Annotated in this window: 16 protein-coding genes; 5 read left to right on the plus strand and 11 right to left on the minus strand. The window is 45.2% G+C overall.

Translation table 11 applies throughout. The features are described from left to right. The first annotated feature begins 61 nt into the window (after positions 1 to 61). Positions 62 to 1003, plus strand: a complete 942-nt coding sequence (locus CHA6605_RS12435) for a slipin family protein (RefSeq protein ID WP_015159791.1) — start codon at positions 62 to 64, stop codon at positions 1001 to 1003. Positions 1004 to 1102: 99 nt separating this feature from the next. Here CHA6605_RS12435 and CHA6605_RS12440 read toward each other — a convergent pair whose 3' ends face one another. The 7 genes from CHA6605_RS12440 to CHA6605_RS36185 all read right to left on the minus strand — a co-directional run bounded on the left by CHA6605_RS12440 (position 1103) and on the right by CHA6605_RS36185 (position 5314). Continuing rightward, positions 1103 to 1996 carry a DUF4388 domain-containing protein gene (locus CHA6605_RS12440; protein WP_015159792.1) on the minus strand — a complete coding sequence of 298 codons (894 nt, stop codon included), beginning with the start codon at positions 1994 to 1996 and terminating at the stop codon, positions 1103 to 1105. A 108-nt stretch (positions 1997 to 2104) separates the two neighbouring features. Then, positions 2105 to 2665, minus strand: a complete 561-nt coding sequence (locus tag CHA6605_RS12445; RefSeq protein WP_015159793.1) for a GTP-binding protein — start codon at positions 2663 to 2665, stop codon at positions 2105 to 2107. A 38-nt stretch (positions 2666 to 2703) separates the two neighbouring features. Then, positions 2704 to 3267: a DUF4388 domain-containing protein gene (locus CHA6605_RS12450; RefSeq protein ID WP_015159794.1), complete on the minus strand. Its 564-nt coding sequence runs from the start codon at positions 3265 to 3267 to the stop codon at positions 2704 to 2706. Between the two features lie 341 nt (positions 3268 to 3608). Continuing rightward, positions 3609 to 3974 carry a roadblock/LC7 domain-containing protein gene (locus tag CHA6605_RS12455; protein WP_015159795.1) on the minus strand — a complete coding sequence of 122 codons (366 nt, stop codon included), beginning with the start codon at positions 3972 to 3974 and terminating at the stop codon, positions 3609 to 3611. A 62-nt stretch (positions 3975 to 4036) separates the two neighbouring features. Further along, the gene (locus tag CHA6605_RS12460) at positions 4037 to 4510 is read right to left on the minus strand and encodes a hydrocarbon binding protein (contains V4R domain) (protein WP_015159796.1); all 474 of its coding nucleotides are present in this window, start codon (positions 4508 to 4510) and stop codon (positions 4037 to 4039) included. A 285-nt stretch (positions 4511 to 4795) separates the two neighbouring features. Next, complete coding sequence (locus CHA6605_RS36180; protein WP_269744584.1) at positions 4796 to 4918, minus strand: DUF4388 domain-containing protein; 123 nt, start codon at positions 4916 to 4918, stop codon at positions 4796 to 4798. 267 nt (positions 4919 to 5185) lie between these two features. Further along, positions 5186 to 5314 (minus strand): hypothetical protein, encoded by a 129-nt coding sequence (locus CHA6605_RS36185; RefSeq protein WP_269744585.1) that lies wholly within the window; start codon positions 5312 to 5314, stop codon positions 5186 to 5188. On the opposite strand from CHA6605_RS36185, the gene CHA6605_RS12465 reads away from it, so the two are divergent. Further along, entirely contained in the window at positions 5282 to 5656 is a 375-nt protein-coding gene (locus tag CHA6605_RS12465; RefSeq protein ID WP_232432294.1) for a DedA family protein, read from the plus strand. The two genes, CHA6605_RS36185 and CHA6605_RS12465, sit on opposite strands and share 33 nt — an antisense overlap. A 436-nt stretch (positions 5657 to 6092) precedes the next feature. Here the strand turns inward: CHA6605_RS12465 and CHA6605_RS12475 are convergent, their stop codons facing one another. After that, positions 6093 to 6962 carry a branched-chain amino acid ABC transporter permease gene (locus CHA6605_RS12475; RefSeq protein WP_015159797.1) on the minus strand — a complete coding sequence of 290 codons (870 nt, stop codon included), beginning with the start codon at positions 6960 to 6962 and terminating at the stop codon, positions 6093 to 6095. A gap of 123 nt (positions 6963 to 7085) precedes the next feature. Continuing rightward, positions 7086 to 8480 carry a hypothetical protein gene (locus CHA6605_RS34110; RefSeq protein ID WP_015159798.1) on the minus strand — a complete coding sequence of 465 codons (1395 nt, stop codon included), beginning with the start codon at positions 8478 to 8480 and terminating at the stop codon, positions 7086 to 7088. Positions 8481 to 8736: 256 nt separating this feature from the next. Here CHA6605_RS34110 and egtB point away from each other — a divergent pair, with 256 nt between their 5' ends. Further along, positions 8737 to 10011 carry an ergothioneine biosynthesis protein EgtB gene (egtB, locus tag CHA6605_RS12485; protein ID WP_015159799.1) on the plus strand — a complete coding sequence of 425 codons (1275 nt, stop codon included), beginning with the start codon at positions 8737 to 8739 and terminating at the stop codon, positions 10009 to 10011. A gap of 125 nt (positions 10012 to 10136) precedes the next feature. Here egtB and CHA6605_RS12490 read toward each other — a convergent pair whose 3' ends face one another. Next, positions 10137 to 10406 (minus strand): hypothetical protein, encoded by a 270-nt coding sequence (locus tag CHA6605_RS12490; protein WP_015159800.1) that lies wholly within the window; start codon positions 10404 to 10406, stop codon positions 10137 to 10139. Positions 10407 to 10570: 164 nt separating this feature from the next. Between CHA6605_RS12490 and CHA6605_RS12495 the strand changes: the two genes are divergently transcribed. Beyond that, on the plus strand, positions 10571 to 11044 hold the full coding sequence (locus CHA6605_RS12495; RefSeq protein ID WP_041547986.1) for a hypothetical protein: 474 nt from the start codon (positions 10571 to 10573) through the stop codon (positions 11042 to 11044). Positions 11045 to 11052: 8 nt separating this feature from the next. Here the strand turns inward: CHA6605_RS12495 and miaA are convergent, their stop codons facing one another. Beyond that, positions 11053 to 11955, minus strand: coding sequence for a tRNA (adenosine(37)-N6)-dimethylallyltransferase MiaA (gene miaA / locus CHA6605_RS12500; protein ID WP_015159802.1), 903 nt, complete (start codon positions 11953 to 11955; stop codon positions 11053 to 11055). Between miaA and CHA6605_RS34115 the strand changes: the two genes are divergently transcribed. Further along, the gene (locus CHA6605_RS34115; RefSeq protein ID WP_157259974.1) at positions 11954 to 12124 is read left to right on the plus strand and encodes a hypothetical protein; all 171 of its coding nucleotides are present in this window, start codon (positions 11954 to 11956) and stop codon (positions 12122 to 12124) included. The genes miaA and CHA6605_RS34115 overlap by 2 nt on opposite strands. Positions 12125 to 12545: the final 421 nt, after the last annotated feature.

Below are 12545 nucleotides of genomic sequence, written 5' to 3' on the forward strand. Positions count from 1 at the left end.
TATGGTAAGCATATATTTCGTACTCGATTATTAACTATCAACTATCCACTAAATAAATGTTATGGGCGAAGTTGGCATAATTATTGCAGCAGCGATCGCAGCGGCGATCGTCAAGTCAGGTATTAGAGTCGATCGAGAATATGAGCGGGGAGTAATCTTTCACTTGGGACGCTTTCAACAAATTAAAGGCCCTGGATTGTATTTTATTGTGCCGATTCTCGACCAAAAAGTCCAAGTCGATATTCGGACTAAAACTGTCGATATTGCTCCCCAAGAAGCGGTTACTGCCGATAGTGTCACTATCAAAATAAATGCGGTACTTTACTATCGAATTATCGATCCGATGAAAGCCATCAGTAAAGTAGAAAATTATCAGATGGCGGTATATCAAGCTTCGATGACCACCTTGCGGAATATTGTCGGCCAACACAACCTCGATGACATGCTCCAAAGTCGCGATAAAATCAACGCCAAAGTGCAAGAAATCGTCGATGAAATCACCGAACCCTGGGGCGTCGCGATCGAACGTGTGGAACTAAAAGATGTCGAAATTCCGATCTCGATGCAACGTGCGATGGCCAAAGAAGCCGAAGCCGCACGGGAAAAACGAGCGCGACTAATCAAAGCTGAAGCCGAACAAGAAGCATCATTGTTATTGAGCGAGGCCGCTCAACAAATGATGCAAAATCCCGCCGCACTAGAATTGCGACGGTTGCAAATGCTGACCGAAATCGGTGCCGAAAATAACACCACCACCTTGGTGATGATTCCTTCGGATCTTATCAGTTTAGCCAAGGAATGGTCGATCGCCGCTCATAATAACAATCTGGCAGTTTCAGCTAATCCATCGCCACCAGCACCCCAAATTGCGACTACAGCCGCTCTAGTAGAGCCGCAACTTACAGCAGGCACTAATCCCGATCGTCAGCTCAATTTACCCGCTCCAGCTCATTTTCCAGCACAAACAGCTAATTCTCTAGGGGAGAAATTAGACCAGATTTGACCGGATCCCGAGCAATATAGGGCGTAAAGTTCCCTCAAAAAACTGGGTGGGGGCAATTCATGAATTGCCCCCACCCAGTTTTTTGAGGACAGATTGAATTTAACCTTTTTTCTTGAGAAAGCTCATCAAATTACTTAAGAATGAAGTAGATACAGCCGCATGACGATCGCCAGCCAAAGTTAGTTTTGGGGAGATAGATAGATCGTGAAAATTGCTAATTGCACCATCAATCGATCGTGGTGCTGCTACTTCATGAACTAAACCAATGATACTCAGTCTAAATCCAATTTGTTGGACTCTGCTGGTTTCTAAACCTAAGTTTTTAGCGATTTTTGAGATCGACATTTCGCCTACAGCTAGTTTCCAAACCTCCGATTCTGTACGCTCTAGGCTTACCCCTACAGGTTCGACAGATAATCTTTGCAGTGTGGATTCTGCCGCAGGTAATTTGGCCGTTAAGTCACTCCAATCCTTCATTAGCCTCAATCCCATTAAAGTGGCCTGTTTGGCTGTTAAACTCAATCCGGTCATTTCGCGATAAGCTAATGGTGCGTGAGTGTCGAATTTAAACCGTCCACGATGGACTTCCACAAACATTTTGCACAAGTTGGCAATTACTTGAGAATTAAATATAAATATCAGTTGTTCTGTATTGATAACATTTAGAGATTTGAGATAGGTACCTAATGGTTGTTTTAGCGAACTTAACTGCATTTTTAGCTTAGTAATATCTGCGGTAGATAACCATTGTCTGCTCTCGATCGTCTGGAGTAAAGTTTGCCGATCTAATCCGCGAGTCGCCACAGACATAATTCGTCCGCCTTGGAAAACGATCTCATAAAAATCGCAGATTGATTTGCTATCCGAGTGGCTATGCCCGCGATTCAAATCGCAATCTGACTCGATCGATAGCACACCTGTGTGGTTGCCTTCTTGGACGAAATTAAAAATTTCGCCTAATGAATATTCTGACAAATAACCAGTTAGAGACATTTATAGCTCCAAAATACTTTTAAATCGGTAAATATTTAGCTTGCAAAATAGTAAAACATTACGATTCGCCCGACGAGTGGTAATGTTTTACGATCGAATCGAATTTATTTAGCTACCAACCATCGCCGTAGCAGCCGCCATAGTTTGCATATAATGCTCTACCAAAGAAACCAATGCCATCACGACTGATTCGCCCTCAGCGGCATTTACTAGCACGAGCGGCGGTTGTTGGGTAACATCTTGATAACCCAACGCTAGGGCGATATCTTCACTACTCCAAGCCCCTTCACAATCACTATGGGTGATGCCGATAATCATCGGAATCTGCGCCCGCCGATTCATAAAATTCATAATCCGCCGTGCGTGATGAAACTCACTCGGTCGGTGAGCGGCAATTAACAAGACATAAGCATGAGCGCGCTCGATCAAGATCTCCCACATAAAGTCAAACCGAGTCTGACCGGGAGTTCCATAAATATGTAATGCCATCTCTTCGCCAAATTGAAGAGTTCCAAAATCCATAGCAACAGTGGTATTTTGTTTGAGATCGGCTACTTCATCAGTAGCACGTCGGTCGGTATCTACAACTTCGATCTCACTCACAGACCGAATAAAGGTGGTTTTACCCGCCCCTACCGTACCCGTGACAACTAGATTCATAATTTCCATGATTTGTCTAACCCTTTTTCTTCAGAAAGCCCATTAAATTACTCAGAAACGAAGCCGAGACCGGAACGGTAGCATTGCCACCACCCACGCAGACGGGGGTTAGAGTTTCCAGGTCTTTGTTGCGAGCGGGTTGAATTGGCTCGGCGGAGACTTCCTGTACTAAACCAATCGAACTTAAGCGAAAACCGATCTGTTGAACTTTGGTGCTCTCTAATCCGAGTTTTTCTGCAATTTTGGAAATCGGCAACTCGCGAGTTAAATATTAATGTCAACTGCTCGGTATTAATCACATTGACAGATTTGAGATATGTGCCCAATGGTTGACGAAGTAGAGGCATCTGAGTTTCTAATTCAGCAGCTTTTTCTCGTGTCAGCCACCGTCGTTGCTCCATCATTTTGAGCAAACCTTGATGCTCTGCTCCAGTGCTGTTGGCGACAGACATAATCCGTCCGCCTTGAAATGAGAGGTAATAAGTATCGCTGAGCGATCGGATCGCTCCTCGCTCTGGTTCGATCGAGAGTAAGCCCGATTTGTTACCCTCTTGCACGAAATGGAAGATTTCGGCTAAGGAATATTCTGATAAATAGCCAGCTAAGGACATTTATATCTCCAACATATAATTAATAATAGCAAATATCTATGATTTTAAAATATAGAACACTACTACAAGAAGTATGCCCGTTTATGTTCTCTTATCTATCGATTTTATAATAATTAATTAAATTTAAATTAGACGAATGTCACAACGCGATGGCGGTCTTCATCTCTGCTATAAAGGCCACGTATTTTTACCGACCCAAACAATCGATTTATTGATAATAATTTAGCTCCATCCCCTCAAACCCCCGCAAAATGTGGGGGATCTGCGATCTGGGCAGAGTGGCATAAACACCAATACGACAACTCAAATCGACTTGTCGTAATGGGGATATTTAGCGATAACTAGTTCAGTGCAGCTTTGATTTCGGTAACTGCACGTTTGATATCTAGCATCAAGAGTCCTTGCTTGGCAGATTGATTTGCCAACACTAGGAAGACAGCATCTTCACCGCAACCGATGAGGATGCCATAACCATCGGCACCTTCAACCATGATTTTTTCGACGTTACCACGGGCTAATTCTTTACCGATGCGTTCGCCGAGGGAGAGCATCGCCGCAGACATCGCCGAAGTCCGTTCTTCATCCATCGCAGTAGGCAGGCTAGAAGCTAGTGGTAAACCATCGTGGGATACCAAGGCTGCACCTTGAACATCCGCAGTACCCGAAACAAAATTCTGTAAAATGCCACCGATTTTACTTGCGCCCATAATATCCTCTAAGTAATTAATGTAGTTAGGTTGATAGTTCAATCCCGATCGATCGATATTGACTAGAGAGACGTGAATTCAAACACGTCGTGAGTACCACTGCGCAAGACGGATTCGGTATGAATACCGCGTAATTTCCTGCCAGTGATTTCGCTCAAGGCACCCCAAATTGCACCCATCGTGAAGGTACATTTGCGATCGGAACCTTGAGGTTCGCCCGCAGAGCAGAGAGTTTCCGAGCAATAAACTTTGATAACATCGCCTTCTTCGACGATTTTATCGACAGCAGTCAGGTGGGTACCATTAGCACCGATTGCTTCATTTAACTTAGCTGCAATGACACTTAAATCTTGAGTTGAACCAGATAAACCCAATTCTTTAACTAGATTTTTGCCGCGATCTCGGCCAGCAGCAATCAAGGCGATTGCTGTCGCTTTTTCGCCGAGGGCTTCTTCCATGCCAGTAATGACTGACTTGAAACAAACAATGCTACTGAACTGACCTAAAGTTGGGCGACTAGTAAGTGTATCTGACATATTCAATAAATCCGTTTGAGATGATAGATAATCGATCGAATTTGCTAGATCTGAGTACCTAGATTTACCGCAAGGCAACCAGTTAGTGGGAAAATATTCGGTTACTTCAAACTAGCTACAATCTCATTATTCCCGCCGAAAAACAATTTCTAACACCGCTGGGCAAATTTTATTTCGATCGAGATCGAAATAAAATTTATTTACCTGTCATCCTCAACTGATAGAAAAGACACTAAATATTAGGCGATCGCGTGAAATTATAATTACTGGATAAATTAATTGTAATTAGCAGCAGCAACTCGATCGCCGATCTGACTCGATCGATAACAATCCCGTTTTGCTACCTTCGCGGACGAAATTAAAAATTTCAGGCAAAGAACACTCTGATAAATAGCCAGCTAGGGACATTTAGATATCTCCAATATCTCCAAATTTATCCGATCGAACGATCCGCTCCAGTTGGCGAGGGCAATTGCAGCTAGCAACTTTCAGCAGATCGTCCTTTCAACATAGAGCCAGATCCCGATGTATGAGTGCGATCTCGATTACTCAACAGTGGTGAATTCAAACACATCGTGAGTAACGCCTTGTGCTAGTATTTCCACTGGCAGACAATTTGCTAACAGCAATCCTCAAAATTAGATCTATTGAGATATGACGTCGATCCGGTAGATCTCATGCCCAGATTGCGATCGAATTGACATATCCTAATCTCAAATCCTCAGTTATTTCTGCGGCTACTTCGTCGGTAAGTCTGGCGGCTGGAAACCGATCGTTGCTGGCGCAAAACTCTTCCGCATCCAAAAAATCCAGTTGGAAGAGATGAAGACCAAATTTAGTGACAATGCTGTTAAAGCCGTCTTCTTCGGGCGATTTATTGCCATCCTGCGGATCTTTTCGAGTCCGATGGCAGGTGTAGTTGAGATGCCTTTAGGTAAGTTTTTGGCTGTTAATTTTGCTGGTGCTGTGACTTGGGCGAGTGTGATGACGACACTGGCCTTTTTTGTAGGCAAGGTAGTCTCGCTCGAACAGTTGCTAGAGTGGGTGAGTAAGTTCGCCATCTTAGCTCTGTTAATCGCGATTGGGTTTATTACTATTCCGCTCTGGCTAGAATCTCGGAGTATTAAGTCAGGAGAAGGCGAGTAGATAAGGATTTTGGATTGGGGATTGGGTGTTGCTGGTTTGATGCACGATCTTTGCTCGTGCAACATAATTATCTCTCTTCCTCGCTCCCCGCTCCCCGCTCCCCGCCTCCTGTAAAATTGACAAGAAGATCGCAACTGAATATCTATGAACTGTCATCAATATGGGGACAAGATCGCTGTAACCGATCGTTTTTGTGAAGAATGCGGGGTACGTCTGGCAACGAACCCTAGATTTAGGTTTTGGGAATAAAGTAGGGTGGGCACTGCCCACCATCAGGATCTCAGGTAATTCTAGTAGTTGAAAAGATCGTTCCAACTTACTTAATTTAGTCGTTATCCGGAGCATCCCAGTTTTTAGCTAGCGATTGCAAATCGCACGGTATTTTGCTAAGGCTGTAAATTAATTGATAATTATCGATTATAAATTATCAATTAATTTAAGCGGTACCTTTAAATAAGCCTTGGGGACGGAATAGTAAGGTTAATACCATTAAAATTAGCGCGATCGCGAGTTTGTATTGAGATCCGACAATTGGAACCGAAACTTCTTGAGCGATGCCGATAATAAAGGCACCTGCGATCGCGCCGTAAGGGTTGCCAATTCCGCCTAATGTAACAGCAGCAAACATCGGCATAATTAGAAACCAACCCATATCCGGACGCACATTGGTAACTAATCCATACATTTGACCGCCCAATCCAGTCAAACTAGCAGCGATAATCCACGTCCACAGGACGACTTCTTCGACATTAATTCCTGTCACGCGCGCCAGATCGATATCGTCGGCTACAGCACGCATGGCTTTACCAATTTTGGTATTTTGTAATAGGAAATGCAAGCCAGCGATCGCAACGATTGCTAATCCTAATACGACCAAATTATAGAACTTAATTTTAATTCCAAATAGATCGATCGCTTCACTTACTGGTAAGTTGTAGCGTTTGGCATCGCCACCGAAAAAGAGGAGGATACCATTGCGGAGGAATAACGCCAACCCGATCGAAATAATTACCAATGTAGTAGCAGTAGCGCGAACGCGGCGCATTCGTTTCCACAAGAGAGCTTCGGCGAGCAATGCGACCCCGACAGTTGCGAAGATCCCGACAACCATCGATACCCAGATATTATTCAATACCGGGATCGGACTCTTGTTGAGCATCCAGGCAATAAATGCCCCAAAAGTCATATAGTCACCATGGGCAAAGTTTGACAGGCGCAAAATTCCATACGTCAAGGTCAAACCGACTGCACCCAGGGCGATAATACTACCCAGGGCAATGCCATTTACAATTAATTGGGGGTCCATATTCTCTCTAATATCGCTGGAAAGATTTTACAGTAGTCTCGCTGCTTGGTGCGTTACCCTGCGGGATCGCACACCCTACAATTTGGGATTTGATTTGTCCACTCGTTACTCTAGCGACACTCGTTAAGGTGCCGAACCATGACAGATGCGATCGTTCCACCAGATATTATTAGTACCCGATCGTGTCCCATAACTGGGGGTAATTCCATAACTGCTACCTTTGGCGTGTCCCATGGTTGATGAGATCGAATCGTAGAGCTTGTTGAGATTGAAACAGCGCGGATCGCAATGCCCCTCTGGATCGAAGGTATCGAGAATAAAGTGAGTCGTCAGTTGGGGGAATTTGCCAGCGGCGAGAGTCGATCGCAGATAGATCGCGGCGGTGGAGTTATACTGATTTTCGGAGTAGGGGGGATTGGGAAGGGTGGCAATATTGGGATTTCTCGCACTACAGGTATTTTGATTGCCGCGTTCGGAACGAGCACCAACCTGGACGATTTCGGCAGCTACACTCGATTTGACACGGGTATTGCGAATATTAAAATAGTTTGTCAGTGGCGCACAGGCACTGCTGAGGCTGGCTTCTTGGCTGGGAGTAGTTACAGATCGATCGCCGCTATTAAAGCGGGTACAAATCGATTCTACCGACCAGGTGGCGGTGGTATAGATCCGTCCGCTGGCTGCGGCTAATTTGCCGCGCGCTTCTTTTTGCTCTGAGGCAATTTCACCCGAACTCAGGTTTAGATTGGCCAGCGCGGTATCGAGAGCTTGGCGACGGGCATTTTCATTAGTCGCGCGCCAGACCTGTCGGAGCAGCCGCTCGCGTTCGGGTTTGGGCAGAATATCGCTAGCTTTTTCAAATTCAGTCGTCGTCGGGCGGCGGGGTTCGTAAAAATTGGGACGCGTCAAAACTACGGCTTTTTCGCGTGGAAAAAAGGCATTAACGCCCAATCCCAAGGGGCCGCGTCCTAGGTAACGTTCGCGTTCGAGCGTACTCGCAGCCATGATGACGGAAGTGTCGTGGAGAATGAAGCGAGTGTCAATAACGGGATTGACGGGCGAACTCGGACTGAGACTGCGACTGCTCAGATAAGCGGCAATTTTATCTCTTTCTCCAGGTGTAAGTGCCCTATTGGTGTGGTTAATTGGGGTTTGGGGCACACTACCAGGCGTGGGCTGGGGAGTGGTTGTTGGCGTAGGGAGAGGTGTCGCCGTCGGTTGGGTCCCGCTAGGTAGTGGATTTTTGGGCGGGGGGACGGGAATCGGCAGGGGAGATTCGCTGGGGTTTGGCGTTGGCGTTGATATCGGGATGGGGATTGGCGTTGGCGAAGGCACGCCGATGGGTGTGGTCAAACCTGGAGAGGTAATTCTTTGGGCGATTTCCGTTTCGGGAGGCTGCGCCAACGGATCTGGAGTTGCTACCGATCGCAAGTTAATCGCGATTGTGGCGATAATCGGTACCAAAAACAAGATCGAAAGTGTAAAAATACGAGAAGAAATAAACTTAAATTTCGGCATATGGTAGTTGCTATTTTACAGACGCACGTCGTTGTTACTATCTCAGGGTCGGAGATTTGTGCAGTGTTTGCTGTGAAAAATTAAATCTCGGATCGTGGTTGAATACTCAAATCTAGCCGATGTTCGAGTGCAGATATTCGCTATTGAGCCATTCTCATTGGTGTGCTAGCCAACCCGTTGGGGCTACGCTCTGTCAAATTAATGACGATCGTCTCAAATATATAAATTAATAACACTTTTACTTTATCAACAAATTATGCTGTCTATTGTTACTACCTCGCCCAACTTTTGCCACATCGATCCAGCCTCCGATCTAGACAATCGCTATCGCCAAGTTCGACAAATTAGCGAAAAAATTTGTCGCCCGTTAGCCATAGAAGATTATACGATCCAAAGTATGCCGGATGTGAGTCCGCCCAAATGGCATCTAGCACACACCACCTGGTTCTTTGAAACCTTCTTGCTATCACCGCATTTGCCAGGATATACCGTCTTCGATCCGCAATTTGGTTATCTATTTAACTCTTACTATGAAGCCGTCGGCGCGCGCCATCCCCGCAACCAACGCGGACTGCTCTCTCGTCCGACAGTATCCGAAGTCTATCGGTATCGGGCGCATGTCGATCGATCGATGAGCAAGCTATTGTCATCCACCGCTGTAGATACCGACTTCGCAAATCTGGTTATCTTAGGGCTACATCACGAGCAACAGCATCAAGAACTACTACTCACCGATATCAAACATATCCTCGCCCTCAATCCTCTCCACCCTGTCTATCGTGACGATTTACCATCACATCCCGCAGCAGATTTGCAACCTTTGGAGTGGCTAAAATATCCTGGTGGTGTGTATGGTATCGGACATTTAGGTGATGATTTCGCCTTCGATAATGAATCCCCCCGCCACCAAACATATCTGCAAGATTATCAATTAGCCAATCGTTTGGTTACCAATGGTGAATATCTAGAATTTATGCAAGCAGGTGGTTATCTAGAATCAAAATATTGGCTGGCTGAAGGCTGGATGACCGTCCAATCTCAGCAATGGCGATGTCCCCTCTATTGGGAACAAATCGATGGTGAGTGGTGGGTGATGACACTCGGCGGCTTGAAACAATTGGATCTAAATGAGCCAGTTTGTCATGTAAGTTTCTACGAAGCCGATGCCTATGCAACTTGGCGAGGTAAACGACTGCCTACCGAAGCAGAATGGGAAATTGCCACTGTAAGTATGCCCCAAGCTGGCAACTTTTTAGATAGCGATCTTTTACACCCAACTCCTACAACTAATCGCAATTATCAATTCTTTGGCGATGTCTGGGAATGGACGCAAAGTGCCTATTTACCTTATCCTGGTTTTCAAATTGCCGAAGGCGCGATCGGTGAATATAATGGTAAATTTATGTGCAATCAAATGGTCTTACGCGGCGGTTCTTGTGTAACTTCTGCCGATCATATTCGCCCCACTTATCGCAACTTTTTTCCACCTTCAGCACGTTGGCAATTTAGTGGCATTCGCTTGGCAAGTTAATTCTAGCTACTTCCAAGCAAAAACTCACGTTCGATCTTCTGTTTGTACCTAGCTCTGAGAAAGCACCGGAAATTAGCATTCAGCCCGAAAGCTGAATGCAGATTGCAACAAATATGAATTCGACTTTACGAATTACCTGATGCGGTAATGTGACGCAAGATGATGTCTATCTTGCCATTCAACTCAGTACTGAGGCTGTCAAATCGTTGATTCATCTCCGTTTTCAGTTGAGTCATTTCGATCTTCACCTCATCTATCTCATCATAGAGGCGATCGAATTCGACATTTAGTTCGCCCCAAGTCACTTGAGTATCCTCTAGGCGATTAACTCGACGGTTGATGGTTCGTAGTTGACGATCGATCCGTCTATCGTTTGGTTCGTTAGATTGAGTCATAATGATAATAGATGTTTTTGTCTATCGGTGGTTCTCAAACCACCGAATCTCCTCGTTAGTTGACGCTAGCGGGGAGATCTCTATTCTAGCTCTCAATTTGGCTCTAAGAACACAAGATGTTGCATTCAGTTAAGATCGCGAACATCGCCAGTAAGAAATTAATCATGAATGAAAATTCACTCGATCGATCTTCTACCGATAATCTACTCGCTCTCAACATAGATAAAGATACGTGGATTTATACTTATGGCTCGTCTAAGTTGCAACAGGTGAGAAGTTTTGGCTACGAATGTAACGATCGATACCTTCAAGAACGTCTCAAAGCTGAATATCCAGGCTTTAGAATCAATCGGGCTTCTGTTTCCAAAAAACTAGATTTTCCGCCGCTGTATGCGATTAAAGAATCTTTAAAATGGAATGATGCTTATGTTGCCAAACAGTATTCGCATGGCGAAGTAATTGCGATCGATAATTATTTGGGCAAATATCAGATTATCAAAAAAACTACTAAACCTTGGTATCTTATATACAAAAATATCCTCACGATCGATGAAAACGATCCGAAAGAGGTAGCTTTTTATATAATGCTGATAATTATCATTACCAGTCCAATCGTGGGGATAATTATTTTAAAATAAACTCGCAGTTAAACTGTTTTGCAAAACTGTTGTACTCGCGCCCACACTCGATCGAGTAAAATCGGATCGTTACTGTCGAACCACTCAATTTCGGGAATCGAAGCAAACCAAGTCCGCTGGCGTTTGGCAAATTGACGCGTATGCACGATCGTCAGATCGATCGCCTCTGCTAAACTAATCTCACCTTGAATATATTGGCGCATCTCCGCATACCCCAATGTATCCAACAACGGTAAATCCCACCCATATTTTGTCCCCAAATATTTCACCTCATCTTCCCAACCCAATTCGAGCATCTGTTGAGTACGCTGTTTGATGCGGTGCGTCAAAACATCCAAACTTTCACAATCCAAACCAATCTGAAGAATCGGATAGCTCGGCGGATATTCACCCTGCTGGCTAGAAATCGTCTGTCCCGTCACATAATAAACTTCTAACGCGCGAATCGTCCGAATTGCATCATTAGCATGGATTTTCATCGTCGCCTCGCGATCGAGATGTTGCAAAATCTGGTAACATTGCCCCTGTCCTAGATTAGTTAATTGCGATCGTAAATCCATCTGCGGCGGTACGCGCGGAATTTTCATCCCCTTCACCACCGACTTAATATATAGTCCCGTACCCCCCACCAGCAGCGGTGTCATTCCCCGCACCTGAAATTTGTCAATTAGTGCCTGCGCCTGTGTTTGATATTGGGCAGCCGTTACGGTACAATTAGGATCGTATGTACTAACTAGGTGATGCGGCACCAACGCCAACTCGCTACTAGATACCTTCGCCGTGGCGATATCGAATTCTCGATAAATTTGGCGCGAGTCTGCACTAATTATCTCAGCATTGAGCCGTTGGGCGATCGCGATCGCGAGTCCTGATTTTCCCGTGGCTGTCGCACCACAAATAACTATCAGCATGGGGGATGTATTGTATATCGGTTCGACAGGATTGAGAGGTCTGCATCACTTAGTATATGAGGTTGTAGACAACTCGATCGAGGAAGCACTAGCGGGTCATTGCAAGAATATCGATATTGCGATTAATACCAATGGTTCGATTACTGTAGCGGGATTTATTACGTCGTAAATCTCAGGAAAACGACCTTCATCCTTCTTAGTTGCTATGGCATATATATATGAGTGTGTTGGGGGTGTTGCGGAGATCTACCCACCCCACTGGGCGGGTCACCCGACCAGCAGCCCTACGGGCACCCCTGTCTTGACGCACACAAACGGGAGGGAACCTCCCGTTCGATGCGTCGCTCCGAGGAGGGGATTTTCACCCTAGCTCTTACATGGAAAAGGGAGGGCGGAATGAAAATTCCTTAGTTCACTTCAGTGAACTTTTGCTCTTAGCCCGTTGGCGTAGCCTTTCGGAACGAAACAATTTATTTCAGGGCGATTGCCGACTAAGCACCAAGGGATAAACCCATCAAAAACGCAGCCCAGCCGACTCATGTTTACAAGGTAGCTCCTCGTAACCGACCGAATCGATCGAAAACAGCAGA

This window comes from Chamaesiphon minutus PCC 6605 (genome assembly GCF_000317145.1).
In the GTDB taxonomy this organism is placed as follows: Bacteria; Cyanobacteriota; Cyanobacteriia; order Cyanobacteriales; family Chamaesiphonaceae; genus Chamaesiphon; species Chamaesiphon minutus.

Excerpts from the sequence above, each read along its gene's own strand:
- CHA6605_RS12435 (WP_015159791.1), top strand. The coding sequence starts at position 62 with ATGGGCGAAGTTGGCATAATTATTGCAGCAGCGATCGCAGCGGCGATC.
- CHA6605_RS12440 (WP_015159792.1), bottom strand. The coding sequence starts at position 1,996 with ATGTCTCTAACTGGTTATTTGTCAGAATATTCATTAGGCGAAATTTTT.
- CHA6605_RS12445 (WP_015159793.1), bottom strand. The coding sequence starts at position 2,665 with ATGGAAATTATGAATCTAGTTGTCACGGGTACGGTAGGGGCGGGTAAA.
- CHA6605_RS12450 (WP_015159794.1), bottom strand. The coding sequence starts at position 3,267 with ATGTCCTTAGCTGGCTATTTATCAGAATATTCCTTAGCCGAAATCTTC.
- CHA6605_RS12455 (WP_015159795.1), bottom strand. The coding sequence starts at position 3,974 with ATGGGCGCAAGTAAAATCGGTGGCATTTTACAGAATTTTGTTTCGGGT.
- CHA6605_RS12460 (WP_015159796.1), bottom strand. The coding sequence starts at position 4,510 with ATGTCAGATACACTTACTAGTCGCCCAACTTTAGGTCAGTTCAGTAGC.
- CHA6605_RS36180 (WP_269744584.1), bottom strand. The coding sequence starts at position 4,918 with ATGTCCCTAGCTGGCTATTTATCAGAGTGTTCTTTGCCTGAAATTTTT.
- CHA6605_RS12475 (WP_015159797.1), bottom strand. The coding sequence starts at position 6,962 with ATGGACCCCCAATTAATTGTAAATGGCATTGCCCTGGGTAGTATTATC.
- CHA6605_RS34110 (WP_015159798.1), bottom strand. The coding sequence starts at position 8,480 with ATGCCGAAATTTAAGTTTATTTCTTCTCGTATTTTTACACTTTCGATC.
- egtB (WP_015159799.1), top strand. The coding sequence starts at position 8,737 with ATGCTGTCTATTGTTACTACCTCGCCCAACTTTTGCCACATCGATCCA.
- CHA6605_RS12490 (WP_015159800.1), bottom strand. The coding sequence starts at position 10,406 with ATGACTCAATCTAACGAACCAAACGATAGACGGATCGATCGTCAACTA.
- CHA6605_RS12495 (WP_041547986.1), top strand. The coding sequence starts at position 10,571 with ATGAATGAAAATTCACTCGATCGATCTTCTACCGATAATCTACTCGCT.
- CHA6605_RS34115 (WP_157259974.1), top strand. The coding sequence starts at position 11,954 with ATGGGGGATGTATTGTATATCGGTTCGACAGGATTGAGAGGTCTGCAT.
- miaA (WP_015159802.1), bottom strand. The coding sequence starts at position 11,955 with ATGCTGATAGTTATTTGTGGTGCGACAGCCACGGGAAAATCAGGACTC.